Annotated in this window: 11 protein-coding genes; 9 read left to right on the forward strand and 2 right to left on the reverse strand. The window is 72.2% G+C overall.

Annotation, left to right across the window (positions count from 1 at the left end; genetic code table 11):
- The first annotated feature begins 61 nt into the window (after positions 1-61).
- The 3 genes from IE265_RS21845 to IE265_RS21855 all read left to right on the forward strand — a co-directional run bounded on the left by IE265_RS21845 (position 62) and on the right by IE265_RS21855 (position 4,463).
- Complete coding sequence (locus tag IE265_RS21845) at positions 62-256, forward strand: hypothetical protein (protein WP_190037349.1); 195 nt, start codon at positions 62-64, stop codon at positions 254-256.
- An 850-nt stretch (positions 257-1,106) separates the two neighbouring features.
- Complete coding sequence (locus IE265_RS21850; RefSeq protein WP_190037438.1) at positions 1,107-4,157, forward strand: helix-turn-helix transcriptional regulator; 3,051 nt, start codon at positions 1,107-1,109, stop codon at positions 4,155-4,157.
- An 81-nt stretch (positions 4,158-4,238) separates the two neighbouring features.
- Positions 4,239-4,463, forward strand: coding sequence for a DUF6191 domain-containing protein (locus IE265_RS21855; RefSeq protein ID WP_190037350.1), 225 nt, complete (start codon positions 4,239-4,241; stop codon positions 4,461-4,463).
- Between the two features lie 50 nt (positions 4,464-4,513).
- On the opposite strand, the gene IE265_RS21860 is transcribed toward IE265_RS21855, so the two are convergent.
- Positions 4,514-5,713 (reverse strand): PQQ-dependent sugar dehydrogenase, encoded by a 1,200-nt coding sequence (locus IE265_RS21860; RefSeq protein WP_190037351.1) that lies wholly within the window; start codon positions 5,711-5,713, stop codon positions 4,514-4,516.
- 273 nt (positions 5,714-5,986) lie between these two features.
- On the reverse strand, positions 5,987-6,985 hold the full coding sequence (locus IE265_RS21865) for an aldo/keto reductase (protein ID WP_190037352.1): 999 nt from the start codon (positions 6,983-6,985) through the stop codon (positions 5,987-5,989).
- Between the two features lie 75 nt (positions 6,986-7,060).
- On the opposite strand from IE265_RS21865, the gene IE265_RS21870 reads away from it, so the two are divergent.
- The 6 genes from IE265_RS21870 (at position 7,061) to serA (ending at position 17,198) form a co-directional block, all read left to right on the forward strand.
- Complete coding sequence (locus tag IE265_RS21870; RefSeq protein WP_190037353.1) at positions 7,061-8,002, forward strand: 2-hydroxyacid dehydrogenase; 942 nt, start codon at positions 7,061-7,063, stop codon at positions 8,000-8,002.
- Between the two features lie 249 nt (positions 8,003-8,251).
- The gene (locus tag IE265_RS21875; RefSeq protein WP_373302995.1) at positions 8,252-11,383 is read left to right on the forward strand and encodes a putative bifunctional diguanylate cyclase/phosphodiesterase; all 3,132 of its coding nucleotides are present in this window, start codon (positions 8,252-8,254) and stop codon (positions 11,381-11,383) included.
- A gap of 238 nt (positions 11,384-11,621) precedes the next feature.
- On the forward strand, positions 11,622-13,478 hold the full coding sequence (locus IE265_RS21880) for an acetolactate synthase large subunit (protein WP_190037355.1): 1,857 nt from the start codon (positions 11,622-11,624) through the stop codon (positions 13,476-13,478).
- 26 nt (positions 13,479-13,504) lie between these two features.
- Positions 13,505-14,032 carry an acetolactate synthase small subunit gene (gene ilvN / locus IE265_RS21885; RefSeq protein ID WP_190037356.1) on the forward strand — a complete coding sequence of 176 codons (528 nt, stop codon included), beginning with the start codon at positions 13,505-13,507 and terminating at the stop codon, positions 14,030-14,032.
- 156 nt (positions 14,033-14,188) lie between these two features.
- The gene (gene ilvC, locus IE265_RS21890; RefSeq protein ID WP_190037357.1) at positions 14,189-15,190 is read left to right on the forward strand and encodes a ketol-acid reductoisomerase; all 1,002 of its coding nucleotides are present in this window, start codon (positions 14,189-14,191) and stop codon (positions 15,188-15,190) included.
- Between the two features lie 418 nt (positions 15,191-15,608).
- A complete protein-coding gene (gene serA, locus IE265_RS21895) occupies positions 15,609-17,198 on the forward strand; it encodes a phosphoglycerate dehydrogenase (RefSeq protein ID WP_190037358.1) in 1,590 nt (529 codons plus the stop codon).
- Positions 17,199-17,285: the final 87 nt, after the last annotated feature.

The following is a 17,285-nucleotide window of genomic DNA, read 5'->3' on the forward strand; positions in this document are numbered from 1 at the left end:
GAGACGAAGGTTGAGTCATCGCAGAAGAGCGAGGCGAAACCCACTCCACAAGGGGCACACGATGTTCGAGTACGAGCTGCACGAGATCCGTTCCGCGGAAATGATCCGCGAGGCGGACGACTACCGCCGGGCCCGCGAGGCCGTCCGCGAGGGCCGCGCCGCCCGGCGCGAGGCGGCGCGGTCCGCACGCCACGACAGCGAGGGGCGGGTGCATACCCACCTCCGCCGGCGGCACCGGTCCGCACGCACCGCGTGAACACGACCGGCCGGGAGGGCGGCCTCCGCGCAGGACACGGGGGAGCGGCGACCCCCCTCCCGGCCCCGACCGGCCCCACCCCGACGGCTACCGGCCCGACGACCGCTTCCCCGCTGACGATCGGCCCGGCGACCGCTTCCCCGCTGACGAGCAGGTCCGCTTCCGGCTTCCCGGCCGGTGGCGGGCCTGCGTCCGTTTCTCCGGCGCCGGGTGGTCCGGCGCCCGGAGGGCCGGTCGCCGGGGCCGGGTCCGCCTCGTCGGCGGCGGGTGGTCCGGCGTCCAGCCTTTCGGCCGGGAGTGGGTCCGTACGTGCTTCCGGGGCGGCGACCGGTGCCGGGATCGCGGGGCGGGCCGTGGGGGGAGCCGGGCCCGTCTCCCCGCCGGCGGGGGAGTCCGGGACGGGTTCTCGGGGGTCGAGTGGGTCCGGGACCGATTCTCGGGTGCCGACTGGGTCCGCTTCCGGGTTCCCGGCAGGCGGCGGGGCTGCGTCCGCTTCCGGGGCGTCGGGTGGTCCGGCGTCCGGGCAGCCCGTCGTCGGCGGGGTCGGTGCCGCCCGCCCGGCCGTGGGTGGACCTGCTTCCGGTTTCCCTGCCGGGGTAGGACAACACCGGCCTCCCGGGCGGGGGCCGGTCCCGCCTCCGGAAAGGCGCTCACCGGAGGCTCCGGTTCCCGGTTCCCGGCAGGGGGCGGGGCTGCGTCCGCTTCCGGGGCGTCGGGTGGTCCCGCGTACGGGCGGCCGGTCGCCGGAGGCTCCGGCTCCGTCCTCCCGGCGGCGAGCCGGTCCGCGACCGGGGAGCCGGACGCGGGCCTGCCCGCGATAACCAGTGCCGCCGTGTCGTACCTCTGTGCGATGCTCGGCGCTGTGGAGACCAGGTCCGTCAGTCCCGTCTTCGTCGGCCGGGCCGACGAACTGGAAGCCCTGAACGACGCGCTCGCCCGTGCCGGCGCGGGTGAGCCGCAGGCACTGCTCCTCGGCGGGGAGGCCGGGGTCGGCAAGACCCGTCTCATCGAGGAGTTCGCGGCCGCGTCCTGCCGCGAGGGCGCCGTCGTCGCGATCGGCGGCTGCGTCGAGATCGGCGGCGACGGACTGCCGTTCGCGCCCTTCTCCACCGCCCTGCGCGCCCTGCGCCGCCTGCTGCCCGACGAACTCGCCGCTGCCGCCGCCGGCCAGGAGGAGGAACTCGCCCGTCTGCTGCCCGAGTTGGGTGACACCTCGCGCGGGCGGCACGACGAGGACGGCATGGCCCGCCTCTTCGAACTCACCGTCCGCCTCCTGGAGCGCATCGCCGCCGAACGTACCGTCGTCGTCCTCCTGGAGGACCTGCACTGGGCCGACGCCTCGACCCGGCACCTCCTCGCCTACCTCTTCCGCACACTGCGCAGCGGCCGCCTTCTGGTCGTCGCCACCTACCGCGCCGACGACATCCACCGCCGCCACCCGCTGCGCCCGCTGCTCGCCGAACTCGACCGGCTGCGCACGGTCCGCCGTATCGAACTCGGCCGCTTCAGCCGTGCCGAGGTCGGCCGTCAGATCGCCGGAATCCTGGCCACCGAACCCGAACCGTCCCAGGTCGACGAGATCTTCGCGCGCTCCGACGGAAACGCCTTCTTCGTCGAGGAACTCGCGGTCGCCTCCACCGAGGGCTGCCGCGCCGGGCTCACCGACTCGCTGCGCGACCTGCTCCTGGTCCGCGTCGAGAGCCTGCCCGAAGCAGCCCAGGCGGTGGCCCGGATCGTCGCCGAGGGCGGCTCCACCGTGGAGTACCGGCTGCTCGCGGCCGTGGCGCGGCTCAGCGAGGACGACCTCATCGAAGCGCTCAGGGCCGCCGTGGGGGCCAACATCCTGCTCGCGACGACCGACGGGGACGGCTACCGCTTCCGGCACTCCCTGGTCCGCGAGGCCGTCGGCGACGATCTGCTGCCCGGCGAACGCTCCCGCCTCAACCGCCGCTACGCGCAGGCGCTGGAGGACGACCCCGCCCTCGTTCCGGCCGACGAGCGCGCGGCACGGCTGGCCAGCCACTGGTACCACGCGCACGATGCCGCCAAGGCCCTGCCGGCCGTCCTCGACGCCTCCGTGGCGGCCCGGCGCAGGCACGCCTACTCGGAGCAACTGCGGCTCCTGGAGCGGGCGATGGAGCTGTGGGAGTCGGCACCCGAGGAGGTCAGGGCGGCCCTGCGGCCGGTCGACTACACCGAGGTCTACCCGCCCTGCGGCTGCGACCCGGCGGCCACTCCGCTGCGCTATCTCGACCTGATGGCCGAGGCGGCCGTCGCGGGCCGCTTCTGCGGGGAGCGCGAACGCGCCCTGAAGATCACCAAGCGGGCGCTGCACCTCCTGGAGGACGACGGAGACCCCCTGCGCGCCGCCTGGTTCTGGACCCAGCGCTCCCGCCTCGTGGAGGCCCAGGGCCGCGGCGACGGCTGGCACGAACTGGCCACCGCCCAGGAACTCGTACGAGGGCTGCCGCCCTCCGAGGTGCACGCCGACGTCCTCTCCAACGTCGCCAACTGGTCGATGGTCCACCGGCCCGGCCCGGAGGCACTCCTCGCCGCCGAACGGGCCGTGGAGTACGCCCGGATGGTGGGCGCCCGCGACATCGAGCTGAACGCCCGGCTCACCCTGGCCGGACTCCTCGTCGAGTCCGGGGACATCGAGGCCGGGCTCGCCGAGGCGCACGACGTCAAGGAGCGTGCCCGGGAACTGGGCGCCGCCTACGTCGTGGGCCGCGCCCATGTGAACCTGCCGTCCCACCTGGAGGGCATCGGACGCTCCCGGGACGCCGTCGCGATCCTCCGCGAAGGGGTCGAACTCGCCCGGGGACTGGGCCTGCTGGACACCGAGGCCTGGGTGTGGGGAAACCTCGCCGAGTCCCTCCACTCCCTGGGCCGCTGGGACGAGGCCAGCGAGGCGGCGGTCAACTCGGAACGCGTCGGCCAGAGCGCCAAGCCCCGGGGCTTCCACGCCACCGTGCACGCCGTCCTCGCGCTGGCCCGCGGCGAGCTGGCCGAGGCCGGACGTCAACTGGCCGCCGCACGGCGGCACTTCGGCTCGCACGACTGCGTGCCCCAGCACATGCTGCCGCTCAGTACCCTGGCGATCGGCGTCGCGGCGGGGGAGGGCCGCCTCCTCGACGCGCGGACCGAACTGGTCGCGGCCGTGCGCCACGGCTTCCCGCCCGGCACCCACCGCTACGGCTGGCGGCTGCTGCTCGCCTCCGCCATCGCCGAGGCCGACGCCCGCGCACTGCCCGCCGCCGAACCGGGCCGTGCCGAGGCCCTGGGGCGTCTGCGCACGACCGCCAAGGCGCTCGCCGCGAACGTGCCCGTCTGGCAGGCCCACGAACTGTGGGTTCGGGCCGAGCTGCTGCGCGCCGAGGGCAGGGACACCCCCGACGACTGGTCCGACACGGTCACCGCGTTCGAGCCGCTGGAGCGCCCGTACGACCTCGCCCGGGTCCGCCACCGGCACGCCGAGTCCCTGCTGCTCTCGGGCGGCGGCGAGGAGGCACGGCACCGCGCCACCGAACTGCTCAGGCCGGCCCGGGCCGTGGCGGAGCACCTGAGGGCCCGCCCGCTCGCCGAGTCCGTCGCGCTGCTCGCGCAGCGCGCCCGCCTCACGCTCGCCGCCGCCCCCGAGCGCATGGTCCTCGCGCCCGCCGACCCGGTCGAGGCGCTGGGCCTGACGAGCAGGGAACGGGACGTCCTGCGGCTGGTCGCCGCGGGCCGCAGCAACCGCCAGATCGCCGAGGAACTGTTCATCTCCCCGAAGACGGCCAGCGTCCACGTGTCCAACATCCTCGCCAAGCTCAGCGTCTCGGGGCGTGGCGAGGCGGCCGCGCTGGCGCACCGGATGAGGCTGTTCCCGCCCGAGGCCGACCCCGCCCGGACGGCCGGCTGAGCACCGGCTGAGGAGCACGGCCGGCCGAGCACCGCGGGGTGAGGCATACGCTGGAGGGGACTCCGGGCCGAGGGAGGCACCGTGTTCAACCTGATCGAGGAGCTCTTCGCACCGGGCCGCAAACACACCGACGAGGAACGCAAGCGGCTGGAACTGACCCGCGTGGACCTGAACGACGGCGACCCCGGCCGGGGCCCGATAGACCTCGCCTCCGGCAAGGTCGTCGTTCGGGTCCCGACGCAGCCCGAAGCCGAGCCCGAAGCCGAGCCCGGAGCCGAAGCTGAGGAGCCGGGCGCCCCGGCCTGAGGCGGAAGCCCTGTCCGGGTGCCGCCCTGTGAGTTCCGCAGCGGGCGCCGCTAGCTCACCTTCAGCTCCAGAATCCGGTCGTCCCCGTCCCCGGGCGATCCCCGTCCGTCCGTCTCGCTCGTCACCAGCCACAGCTTGTCCCCGCCCGCGGAGACCACCGTCCGCAGCCGGCCGTACTCGCCCTTCAGGAAGGCCTGGGGCTCGGCGGACGCCTCCGTGCCGCGCAGCGGGACGCGCCACAGTCTCTGGCCCCTCAGGCCCGCCATCCAGATCGAGCCCTCGGCGTAGGCGATGCCGCTCGGCGAGGCCTCGTCGGTGTGCCACTGCGTGATCGGGTCGTGGTACTTCGCGTCGTCCGACGTGCCCTCGGCGTCCGGCCAGCCGTAGTTGTCGCCCGGCTTGATGTGGTTCAGCTCGTCCCAGGTGTCCTGCCCGAACTCCGAGGCGAACAGGCGCTGCCGGGAGTCCCACGCCAGGCCCTGCACATTGCGGTGGCCGTAGGTGTGGACGGGGGAGCCGAACGGGTTGCCCGGGGCGGGCTCGCCCTCCGGTGTCAGCCGGAGGATCTTGCCGCCCGTGGACTTCTTGTCCTGGGCCAGCTCGGTGGCGTAGGTCTCGCCCGTGCCCACGTACAGCATCTTGTCCGGGCCGAAGGCGATCCGGCCGCCGTTGTGGTTGGTGCCCTTGGGGATGCCCTTGAAGACGGTGTCCGGGGCGCCCAGCTGTTCGCCCGCCGGCCTCTTCTCGTCGTACAGCATGCGGGCGATGCGGTTGTCCGAGTCCGTCGTGAAGTACGCGTAGACCATGTGGTCCGACGCGTACGACGGGGAGAGCGCCAGGCCCATCAGGCCGCCCTCGCCCGCCGGGGCGACTCCGGGGACCGATCCCACCTCGGTCTTCCTGCCGGTCCTCCCGTCGATCCGCGTGATCGTCCCCTCGTCCCGCGAGGACACCAGCAGGTCGCCGTCGGGCAGCGGCGCGAGCCCCCAGGGTGTTCTGAGGTCCTCGGCGACGGTCCGCACGACCTTCACGGAGCCCTTCGCCGGCGGTGTCTCCTCGGCGGCCCGCCCCGGCGCCGAGGAGCCGGGTTCCGAGCTTCCCGCTGACGAGGTCCCGCCCGATTCCGGCTCCGCCCCGCCGCCGGAGGAGCACCCGGCCGTCAGAAGGAGCGCGGCTGTGGCCAACACGGCCGTCACAGCTCGTCGTTGCACGATCAGGATCCCTTCGACGCGGCAGGTTCTACTTTTCATACACCGCTCGGGCCTCACGAGTTCCCGATCACCGCACACCGAATCCCCGGACCACGCCCGAATCGGGTGATCCCGCCGCCCGCCGCCCGCCGCCCGCCGCCTGCCGCCTGCCGCCCGCCGCCCCGGCATCGCGGCAGTCCCGCAGCCCGGCACGGTCCGCCCGCACTGCCCCGCCGCCGTGGCGGCCCGCCGCCCTGGCGGCCCGCGGCCCGCGGCCCTCCCGGCCGCGCACCCCGCGGTCCGCGTCGCCCGGGACGGCTGACCGGTGCCCCCTCAGTCCCAGGAACCCAGCGCCGCGGGCAGCCCCGTCACCTCCGCCAGGTCCTCCGCGGTCAGGCGCAGGCCCGTCGCCCGCGCGTTCTCGGCCGCCCAGCGCTCGCGCTTCGTGCCCGGTACGGGCACCACGTGCCGGCCCCGCGAGAGCACCCAGGCGAGGGCGACCTGCGCGGGTGTGGTCCCGTCCCCGTGCCGCGCGGCCACCCGCCGCAGTCCGGCGACCACGCGCTGGTTCGCGGCCATCATCTCGGCGGTGAAGCGGGGGTGCCTGGCCCGCACGTCGTCGCGTTCGAATCCCCCGCCCGGGGTGAGGGTCCCGGTCAGGAAGCCGTTGCCGAGCGGCATCGCCGCCAGGAAGCCGACGCCGCGCGCCTCGCACCACGGCAGCAGCGCGTCCAGGGCCTCCGCCGACCACACCGACAGCTCGGCCTCCACCGTGCTCACCGGGAAGACCTGCTGAACCCGTTCGAGCTGCCGGATCGTTCCGTCGTGGAGCCCCGTGCCCGACCCGCGGCGGGAGTGCGCCCCGACCGCGCACAGGCCGAGCGCCCGCACCTTGCCCGCCGAGACCAGCTCGGCCATGGCGCCCCATGTCTCCTCTACCGGCACCTCGGGGTCCGCGCGGTGCAGCTGGTAGAGGTCGATGACGTCCGTCTGGAGGCGGCGCAGCGAGGCGTCGCAGGCTCGCTTCACGTATCCGGGACGGCCGTTGGCGACGATGTGCTGCTCACCCACGAGCAGGCCCACCTTGGTCGACAGGAAGGCCTCGGAGCGCCGTTCCCGCAGGGCGCGCCCCACGAGCAGTTCGTTGGTGAAGGGCCCGTACATGTCGGCGGTGTCCAGCAGTGTCGTCCCGTGGTCGAGCGCGGTGTGCACGGTCCGCAGCGATTCGGCGCCCCGCTGCTGGGAACCCGAGTACGCCCAGCTCATCGGCATGCACCCGAGGCCGACGGCCCCCACTTCCAGCGCCGCCGCCCCGATCGTCCTGCGCTCCACGTGGCCGCACCCTCCCTCTTCCGGCACCCCAAACTAGCCGCTGGGTCCCGGGGTGCTTCGCATAGCCTCCTGACCATGACGTACGAAGTGTGGCTCCCGTTTCGGACCGACGACCTCGAAGGCCTCCCCGAAGGGCTCAACTACCGCTTCTGGGACGGTGACCAGGACTTTCCGGGGGACCCCGGGGAGTGCGCGTTCTATGTCGTGCCCTACATGAAGGGGGGCGACGTCGCGGTGCGGCCCATGGCGGACCTGCGGTCCGTACGGGTCGTGCAGACGCTGTCCGCGGGCATCGACCACGTGGAGCCCGGACTCGGACTCCTGCCCGACGGCGTCCAGTTGTGCAACGCGCGCGGTGTGCACGACGCCAGCACCGCCGAACTCGTGCTGACGCTGATCCTCTCCTCGCTGCGCGGCATTCCCGACTTCGTCCGCGCGCAGGACCGCGGCGAGTGGGGCGGCGGGTTCCGGCCCGCGCTCGCCGACAAGTCCGTCCTGATCGTCGGGTACGGGGCCGTCGGCGCGGCCGTCGAGGACCGGCTCGCGCCCTTCGAGCTCGCGCGGGTGGCGCGCGTCGCGCGCTCCGCACGCGATACGTCGCGCGGCCCCGTGCACCCGGTCACCGCCCTGCCCGAACTCCTGCCGGAGGCTGACGTGGTGGTGCTCATCACGCCGCTCACCGAGCAGACGAGGGGACTGGCCGGAGCGGAGTTCCTCGGCCGTATGAAGGACGGCGCGCTCCTCGTGAACGCCGCCCGCGGCGCGGTGGTCGACACCAAGGTGCTGCTGGGCGAGCTGGAGAGCGGACGGCTGCGGGCGGCGCTCGACGTCACCGATCCCGAACCGCTGCCCCCGGGGCACCCGTTGTGGCACGCGCCGGGTGTGCTCATCAGCCCCCACGTGGGCGGTCCGACGTCCGCGTTCTTCCCGCGCGCGAAGCGGCTGCTGGTGGATCAGTTGAACCGGTTCGTGAACCGGGAACCACTGCGGAACGTGGTCATTACGACGGGCGCGTAGCCCTCGGCGTTCCAAGCCCTCCCTCTCTCCGTCCGCACCGGGGAGAGGCGGGCCCCGCGCCGAGCACCCTCCGCAGTCCTCCGAATGCGGGCCGTGCCCGCATCCGTGCTGGTAGTTACGGAGCGTAGAGGAACTATGTCCCTGAGTGACGATCCTGGTGTATCGTCCCGACAGGGGATGCGCCGGGCAGCGTGCGGCGCGGGGACGGAGACAGCAACTGCGAGGGGGGCGACGGGCGATGCATGGCCTATGGACCAACGATCCGACGCGGCGGGGTCGCCGACGGCGACCCTGGAGCGCACCGACGCGCGGTCGCGGCCCCGGAGGCAGGCACCGGCGGCCCGCCGGCCGCCGGCGGCACGCGCAGCCCGCAGGCCGGGACCAGAGGGACGCGGGGGCGGCACGGACCGGAGTGACGCGGTGAGCTCGCCGGGTGCCGTGCTGACCCGCCGCCCGTTCCGCGACGACGGCACGGGCGTGGTCCCGCAACTCGTCCTCGCCCTGGTCTGCGCGGTGTACGCCGTGGGCTCGGCCCTCGGCTGGGGATCGCCCCGACTGGCCCTCATCATGGGCGACTTCGGCCTGAGCGCGGCCGCCGCCACCGCGGCCGTCTCCTGCTTCTTCTGCGCCCGCACCCGCCGCAGCCGCTTTCGACCCGCGTGGCTGCTCTTCTCGCTCTCGTCCGCGATGGCCGCCGCCGGCAACTTCGTCTGGGGCTGGTACGAGGTCGTCCTGGACAGCCCTGTGCCGAGCCCGAGTTACGCCGACCTGTTCTTCCTGTGCTTCGCGCCGCCGGCCATCGTGGGCCTGCTCGTCCTCGCCAAACGCCCAGTGAGCAGGGCGGGTTGGGTCTGCCTGTCGCTCGACGCCTGGCTCATCGGCGGCTCCCTGCTCACGCTCTCCTGGAGTCTCGCGCTCGCGCAGGCGGCGAAGGAGGAGGGGCCGAGCGTCGCGCACACCGCGCTGTCGCTGGCGTACCCCCTGCTCGACATCGCCCTGGTGAGCATGGTGCTCGCGCTGCACTTCAGGCGGTCGGCGGTGAACCGCTCCGCGGTGAACACCGCGATCGGTGCCCTCGCCCTGACGGTGATGTGCGACGCCCTGTTCACCTCCCCCCTGCTGCACAACGGCTACCGCTCGGGGCAGTTGCTCGACGCCGGCTGGTTCGCGGGCTCCCTGCTGCTCGCCTACGCCCCCTGGGTGGGGCAGCGCCAGGGGCCCGCGGAGGACCAGGGGCGCACGCGTGTGGTCCATGGGCACGTACCGGGCCACCGGCAGGGGCAGCCCGCACCCGCGCCCGGACAGGACGGCGGGCGCAGCCGGTACCAGGCCAGCCGCCCCATCACGAGTTCGCTGGCGGCGCTCACCCCGTACCTGGCCGCCGCCGTCTGCACGCTGGGCATCCTCTACAACGTGCTCAACGGCCGCAGCGTCGACCGCGTGGTGCTGGTCACCGGCGGCACGGTCGTGCTCGCCCTCGTCGTGCGCCAGGGCATCATGCTCATCGACAACATCACCCTCACCCAGGAACTGGCGCAGAAGGAGAACCACTTCCGCTCCCTGGTGCAGGGCTCCAGCGACGTCATCATGATCGCCGCCCCGAACGGCATCCTGCGGTACGTCAGCCCCGCCGCGGCCGGAGTCTACGGACGGACCGCCGAGGAGCTGGTGGGGTCCGAACTCGCCTCGCTGATCCACCCGGAGGACCTGGGCTGCGTGGTGCACGAGGTGCGCCGCTTCCTCGCCGCCAGCCCCTCCGAGGAACCCACCACACGTATCGAGTGCCGCTTCAAGTCGGGCGACGACGGCTGGCTCAACGTCGAGTCGACCGTCAACCGCCATCACGGCGGACTCATCTTCAACAGCCGCGACGTGACCGAACGGGTCCGCCTCCAGGCGCAGTTGCAGCACAACGCGGAGCACGACCCGCTGACCGACCTGCCCAACCGCGCCCTGTTCACCAAGCGCGTCGGGCAGGCGCTCTCCGGCCGCCGCTCCTCCGACCGCGGCACCGCCGTCCTCTTCATCGACCTGGACGGCTTCAAGGCGGTCAACGACACGATCGGGCACCAGGCCGGGGACGAGCTCCTCGTGCAGGCCGCCCGCAGGCTCCAGGACGCGGTCCGCCACGGGGACACCGCCTCACGGCTCGGCGGCGACGAGTTCGCGGCCCTGATCGTCGGCGACGGCACCCGGGACCGCACCGCACGCGAACACCACATCGTCGAACTCGCCGACCGGCTCCGCGTCACCCTCTCCCAGCCGTACAGCATCGACGGCAACGATGTCCGGGTGGCGGCCTCCATCGGGGTGGCCTTCTCCGAGCCCGGGCTGGGGGCGGGCGAGCTGCTGCGCAACGCGGACCTGGCGATGTACCGCGCGAAGGCCGCGGGCAAGGGCCGCGTCGAGCTGTACGCGCCGCAGATGCAGCAGGACGTCGTACGCAAGGCGGAGCTGGCCACCCGGCTGCGGGCCGCCCTGCACGACGGCGAGTTCGCGCTGCTGCACCAGCCCGTGGTCTCCCTCGCCACCGGCCGGATCACCTCGGTCACCGCCCAGGCGCGCTGGCGCTCCGCCCAGGGCGTCCTCTTCACGCCCGCCGAGTTCCTGAGGGTCGCCGAGGACAGCGAGCGCACCGCCGAGCTGGGCCGCTGGATGCTGGAGGAGGCGGTCGAGCAGGCCGCCGAGCGCAGCGCCACGGGGCTCGCCGTGCCCGTCGCGGTACGGATGACCGCCCGCAGGCTCCTCGACCGGTCCATGCCCCTGGGTTCGGTCGAGGCCCTGCTGACCCGGCACGGCCTCCCCTCGGGCGCGCTGATCGTCGAACTGGCCGAAACCGACCCCAAGGTCTCCCTGGACGAGCTGGAGCGCCGGCTGAACGCGCTCAGACGGCTGGGCGTCCGGATCGCCCTGGACGGATTCGGCAGCGGGTACGCCGCGATCACCGTGCTGCGCCGCCTCCCCGTCGACGTACTGAAGCTGGACCGCGGTCTGGTCGAGGGCGTCGTCGAGTCCGCCCGGCTGCACAAGATCACCAGCGGGCTGCTGAGGATCGCGGGGGACCTCGGGCTCCAGTCCGTGGCCGAGGGGGTCGACCTGCCCGAACAGGTCATCGCCCTACGCTCGATGGGGTGTACACACGGACAGGGCATGGCGTTCTCGGGTCCCCTGGACGAGTACCGAATGCGCCGCGCTCTGGCGGCCGGCGCCTACCCCGTGCCGCACGGACCGGTCGAGCCCGTCTTCGCGGGAAGCGGCGGCAGCGGCGGTGTCTTCGCAGGTGGGGGCGCCAGTGTGTACGCGGCGGGGGCGTCGTCGGGAGGCTACGGGACCGGTACGGCCCTGCGTTCACATAATGAGACTCCCGTCCCACCCACTTGACACCAACCGCGTGCCGGGGGGAGGGTCAGTGCCATGCGCACCCGAATTCTCGTACTTGGAAAGCGCGTCGGCTGAACTGGAACGCACCGGATCGAAGAACCGGTGGTCCAGTGACCGCACCCGACGCGCTCCCCTCGCCTGCCTCACGGCACGAGGGGTTTTTTGTTGCACAGGCACCCGCGGACCAACAACCGCACATCGCACAAACCTCGCAAAAACCCTCAGCATCGAGAAGAGAATGCCGATGACCGAGCAGGCCACCGGGGCCCACCACCCGCAGCCGCGGCCCCGTTCCGGAGGACATCAGTCCGCCCCCGAGCAGGTGACGGGAGCGCAGTCCCTCATCCGTTCTCTCGAGGAGGTCGGGGCCGAGACGGTATTCGGCATTCCCGGCGGTGCGATCCTTCCCGCGTACGACCCCCTGATGGACTCCAAGCGGGTGCGCCACGTGCTCGTCCGCCACGAGCAGGGCGCGGGCCACGCGGCCACCGGTTACGCGCAGGCCACCGGCAGGGTCGGTGTCTGCATGGCGACCTCGGGACCCGGTGCGACCAACCTGGTCACCCCGATCGCCGACGCCCACATGGACTCGGTGCCGCTGGTCGCGATCACCGGGCAGGTCGCGTCCAAGGCGATCGGCACCGACGCCTTCCAGGAGGCGGACATCGTCGGCATCACGATGCCGATCACCAAGCACAACTTCCTTGTCACCAAGGCCGAGGACATCCCCCGGACGATCGCCGAGGCGTTCCACATCGCCTCGACCGGCCGGCCCGGCCCGGTCCTCGTCGACATCGCCAAGGACGCCCTCCAGGCGCGGACCACCTTCCAGTGGCCGCCCGCCCAGGACCTGCCCGGCTACCGCCCGGTGACCAAGCCGCACGCCAAGCAGATCCGCGAGGCCGCCCGGCTGATCACCCAGGCCAGGCGGCCCGTGCTGTACGTCGGCGGCGGTGTCCTGAAGGCCGGCGCCACCGCCGAGCTGAAGGTCCTCGCCGAACTCACCGGAGCGCCCGTCACCACCACACTGATGGCGCTCGGCGCATTTCCCGACAGCCACCCGCTGCACGTGGGAATGCCGGGCATGCACGGTTCGGTCACCGCCGTCACCGCGCTGCAGAAGGCCGACCTGATCGTCGCCCTCGGAGCCCGCTTCGACGACCGCGTCACCGGCAAGCTGGACAGCTTCGCCCCGTACGCCAAGATCGTCCACGCCGACATCGACCCGGCGGAGATCGGCAAGAACCGCGCCGCCGACGTGCCGATCGTCGGTGACGCCCGCGAGGTCATCGCCGACCTGATCCAGGCCGTCCAGAAGGAGCACAGCGACGGCCACCAGGGCGACTACAGCGGCTGGTGGAAGGACCTCAACCGCTGGCGCGACACGTACCCGCTCGGCTACGAGCAGCCCGACAACGGCTCGCTCTCGCCCCAGCAGGTCATCCAGCGCATCGGCCAACTCGCCCCGGAGGGAACCATCTTCGCGGCGGGCGTCGGCCAGCACCAGATGTGGGCCGCGCACTACATCCAGTACGAGCAGCCCTCGACCTGGCTGAACTCGGGCGGCGCCGGAACGATGGGGTACGCGGTGCCCGCCGCGATGGGCGCCAAGGCCGGCGCGCCGGACCGGGCGGTCTGGGCGATCGACGGCGACGGCTGCTTCCAGATGACCAATCAGGAACTCACCACCTGCGCCCTGAACAACATCCCGATCAAGGTCGCCATCATCAACAACGGCGCCCTCGGGATGGTCCGCCAGTGGCAGACCCTCTTCTACAACCAGCGCTACTCCAACACCGTGCTGCACTCCGGCCCGGAGGCGACCGGCAAGGAGCCCAGTGCCGGCACCCGCGTCCCGGACTTCGTGAAGCTGTCCGAGGCGATGGGCTGCTACGCGATCCGCTGCGAGTCCCCCGACGACCTGGACAAGGTCATCGAGGAGGCGAACTCGATCAACGACCGCCCGGTGGTCATCGACTTCATCGTCCACGAGGACGCGATGGTGTGGCCGATGGTCGCCGCCGGCACCTCCAACGACGAGGTCATGTTCGCCCGCGACGTCCGCCCCGACTTCGGCGACAACGAAGACGACTGAGAGCCGTAGGTAAAGGAAGCAGACCCATGTCCAAGCACACGCTCTCCGTCCTGGTGGAGAACAAGCCCGGCATCCTCGCCCGGATCGCCGCCCTGTTCTCCCGCCGCGGCTTCAACATCGACTCGCTCGCGGTCGGTGTCACCGAGCACCCCGACATCTCCCGCATCACCATCGTCGTGAACGTGATCGAGGAACTGCCCCTCGAACAGGTGACCAAGCAGCTCAACAAGCTCGTCAACGTGCTGAAGATCGTCGAGCTGGAGCCGTCCTCCGCCGTCCAGCGCGAACTCGTTCTGGTGAAGGTGCGCGCCGACAACGAGACGCGCTCCCAGATCGTCGAGATCGTCCAGCTGTTCCGCGCCAAGACGGTGGACGTCGCACCCGAGGCCGTCACCATCGAGGCCACGGGCGGCAGCGACAAGCTGGAGGCCATGCTCAAGATGCTGGAGCCCTTCGGCATCAAGGAGCTGGTGCAGTCCGGCACGATCGCCATCGGCCGCGGCGCCCGCTCCATCACCGACCGCTCGCTGCGCGCGCTCGACCGGTCCGCGTAGGCCGCCCGGCGCACGCACGCGCGCGACGCACTCACGTACGACGGAAACGGGCGGTGGGAGAGCCGCCGGCCGCCCGTATTCCGAGACCCCGAACCGTCCTTTCCCCCGCCCGCCGTACGGTGGGACGCAACACCCAGCACACATAGGAGAGACCCAGTGGCCGAGCTGTTCTACGACGACGACGCCGACCTGTCCATCATCCAGGGCCGCAAGGTCGCGGTCATCGGATACGGCAGCCAGGGCCACGCCCACGCGCTGTCGCTCCGTGACTCGGGTGTCGACGTCCGGGTCGGTCTGCACGAGGGCTCCAAGTCCAAGGCCAAGGCCGAGGAGCAGGGTCTGCGCGTCGTGAGCCCGGCGGAGGCCGCCGCCGAGGCCGACGTCATCATGATCCTCGTCCCGGACCCGATCCAGGCCCAGGTCTACGAGGAGCACATCGCGCCCAACCTGAGCGACGGCGACGCGCTGTTCTTCGGCCACGGCCTGAACATCCGCTTCGGCTTCATCAAGCCCCCGGCCGGCATCGACGTCTGCATGGTCGCCCCCAAGGGTCCGGGCCACCTCGTGCGCCGCCAGTACGAGGAGGGCCGCGGCGTTCCCTGCATCGCGGCCGTCGAGCAGGACGCGACGGGCAACGCCTTCGCGCTCACGCTGTCGTACGCGAAGGGCATCGGCGGCACCCGCGCCGGCGTCATCAAGACGACCTTCACCGAGGAGACCGAGACCGACCTGTTCGGCGAGCAGGCCGTCCTCTGCGGTGGTACGGCCGCGCTGGTCAAGGCCGGCTTCGAGACGCTGACCGAGGCGGGCTACCAGCCGGAGATCGCGTACTTCGAGTGCCTCCACGAGCTGAAGCTGATCGTGGACCTCATGTACGAGGGCGGCCTGGAGAAGATGCGCTGGTCGGTCTCCGAGACCGCCGAGTGGGGCGACTACGTCACCGGACCGCGGATCATCACGGACGCCACCAAGGCCGAGATGAAGAAGGTGCTCGCCGAGATCCAGGACGGCACGTTCGCCCGCCAGTGGATGGACGAGTACCACGGCGGTCTGAAGAAGTACAACGAGTACAAGAGCCAGGACGAGAAGAGCCTGCTGGAGACCACGGGCAAGGAGCTGCGCAAGCTCATGTCGTGGGTCAACGACGACGAGGCGTAGTCCGACCGGAGCGGGGCCGCGGCGCATCGCCGCGGCCCCGCTTTCGGAACCTCCGGCAACCCGCTTGTCCATGGCGTACAGCCACGGATGAGTGATCCTTCCGTGGAGGCGCAGGACGCCCCCCGTCGCGGCACTAGACTGCTGCACTAATACGCGTCAGGCCCACAGCGTCGTGCGTCTTCCACGCGGCTCAGCGACACCGAGGAAGTGAAGGTACGCCCCCACGCCGCCCGGCACGCACTCCCGCCGCAACGGACGACGACCCTGGTAGCCCGGCTACGACGGTCCTTGCCCCGAACACCGGGAACACGCGCCGAACGACGCGGGTACGGCCCCTCGCTCCCCAGGCGCCGCTTACAACCCTCCACCGCCTGCGGCCGTCGGGACGGCCGTCCGCAATGGACTTGTGAGGACCCACGTGAGCTCGAAACCTGTCGTACTCATCGCTGAAGAGCTGTCGCCCGCCACAGTCGACGCCCTGGGCCCGGACTTCGACATCCGGCACTGCAACGGCGCGGACCGCGCCGAGCTGCTGCCCGCCATCGCCGACGTCGACGCGATCCTGATCCGTTCCGCGACGAAGGTCGACGCCGAGGCCATCGCCGCCGCGGGCAGGCTGAAGGTCGTCGCGCGCGCCGGCGTCGGGCTGGACAACGTCGACGTGTCCGCCGCCACCAAGGCCGGCGTGATGGTCGTCAACGCCCCCACCTCGAACATCGTGACGGCCGCGGAGCTGGCCTGCGGCCTCCTGCTGGCCACCGCCCGCCACATTCCGCAGGCCAACACGGCCCTCAAGAACGGCGAGTGGAAGCGCTCCAAGTACACCGGCGTCGAGCTGGCCGAGAAGACCCTCGGCGTCGTGGGCCTCGGCCGCATCGGCGCGCTCGTCGCCCAGCGCATGTCGGCGTTCGGCATGAAGGTCGTCGCGTACGACCCGTACGTCCAGCCTGCGCGGGCCGCGCAGATGGGCGTCAAGGTCCTCTCGCTGGACGAGCTGCTTGAGGTCTCCGACTTCATCACCGTCCACCTGCCGAAGACGCCGGAGACGCTCGGACTCATCGGCGACGACGCGCTGAACAAGGTGAAGCCGTCGGTGCGGATCGTCAACGCCGCGCGCGGCGGCATCGTCGACGAGGCCGCGCTGTACTCGGCGCTCAAGGAGGGCCGGGTCGCCGGCGCCGGTCTGGACGTGTACGCGAAGGAGCCCTGCACGGACTCCCCGCTCTTCGAACTCGACCAGGTCGTCTGCACCCCGCACCTCGGCGCCTCCACGGACGAGGCCCAGGAGAAGGCCGGCATCGCCGTCGCCCGCTCCGTGCGGCTCGCCCTCGCCGGTGAGCTGGTCCCGGACGCGGTGAACGTCCAGGGCGGCGTCATCGCCGAGGACGTCAAGCCGGGTCTGCCGCTCGCGGAGAAGCTCGGCCGTATCTTCACCGCCCTCGCGGGCGAGGTGGCGGTCCGGCTCGACGTCGAGGTGTACGGCGAGATCACCCAGCACGACGTCAAGGTGCTGGAACTCTCCGCGCTCAAGGGCGTGTTCGAGGACGTCGTCGACGAGACGGTGTCGTACGTGAACGCCCCGCTGTTCGCGCAGGAGCGCGGTGTCGAGGTACGGCTGACCACCAGCTCGGAGTCCTCGGACCACCGCAACGTGGTGACCGTGCGCGGCACCCTCGGCGACGGCCAGGAGGTCTCGGTCTCCGGCACGCTCGCCGGGCCCAAGCACCACCAGAAGATCGTCGCGGTCGGCGAGTACGACGTGGACCTGGCGCTCGCCGACCACATGGTCGTCCTCAACTACACGGACCGTCCCGGTGTGGTCGGCACCCTCGGCCGGATCCTGGGCGAGGCCGGCATCAACATCGCCGGCATGCAGGTCGCCCGCGCCGACGTCGGCGGCGCGGCGCTGGCCGTGCTGACCGTGGACGACACGGTCCCGCAGACCGTGCTCACCGAGCTGGCGGACGAGATCGGGGCCACGCAGGCCCGGTCGGTCAACCTCGTCTGAGGTGTCCGGCACCGGGGCCCCGCCCCGGAACCCGCCGTGACGACGGCGGACCCGTCCCGGAACGCCGGGCGGGCCGGGGAGACCCGG

This window comes from Streptomyces fructofermentans (assembly GCF_014651055.1).
GTDB classification, from domain to species: Bacteria; Actinomycetota; Actinomycetes; order Streptomycetales; family Streptomycetaceae; genus Streptomyces; species Streptomyces fructofermentans.

What these genes read in the sequence shown, in the direction of transcription:
- IE265_RS21845 (WP_190037349.1), top strand. Translation starts at nt 62, where the DNA reads ATGTTCGAGTACGAGCTGCACGAGATCCGTTCCGCGGAAATGATCCGC.
- IE265_RS21850 (WP_190037438.1), top strand. Translation starts at nt 1,107, where the DNA reads ATGCTCGGCGCTGTGGAGACCAGGTCCGTCAGTCCCGTCTTCGTCGGC.
- IE265_RS21860 (WP_190037351.1), bottom strand. Translation starts at nt 5,713, where the DNA reads ATGAAAAGTAGAACCTGCCGCGTCGAAGGGATCCTGATCGTGCAACGA.
- IE265_RS21870 (WP_190037353.1), top strand. Translation starts at nt 7,061, where the DNA reads ATGACGTACGAAGTGTGGCTCCCGTTTCGGACCGACGACCTCGAAGGC.
- IE265_RS21875 (WP_373302995.1), top strand. Translation starts at nt 8,252, where the DNA reads ATGGACCAACGATCCGACGCGGCGGGGTCGCCGACGGCGACCCTGGAG.
- IE265_RS21880 (WP_190037355.1), top strand. Translation starts at nt 11,622, where the DNA reads ATGCCGATGACCGAGCAGGCCACCGGGGCCCACCACCCGCAGCCGCGG.
- ilvN (WP_190037356.1), top strand. Translation starts at nt 13,505, where the DNA reads ATGTCCAAGCACACGCTCTCCGTCCTGGTGGAGAACAAGCCCGGCATC.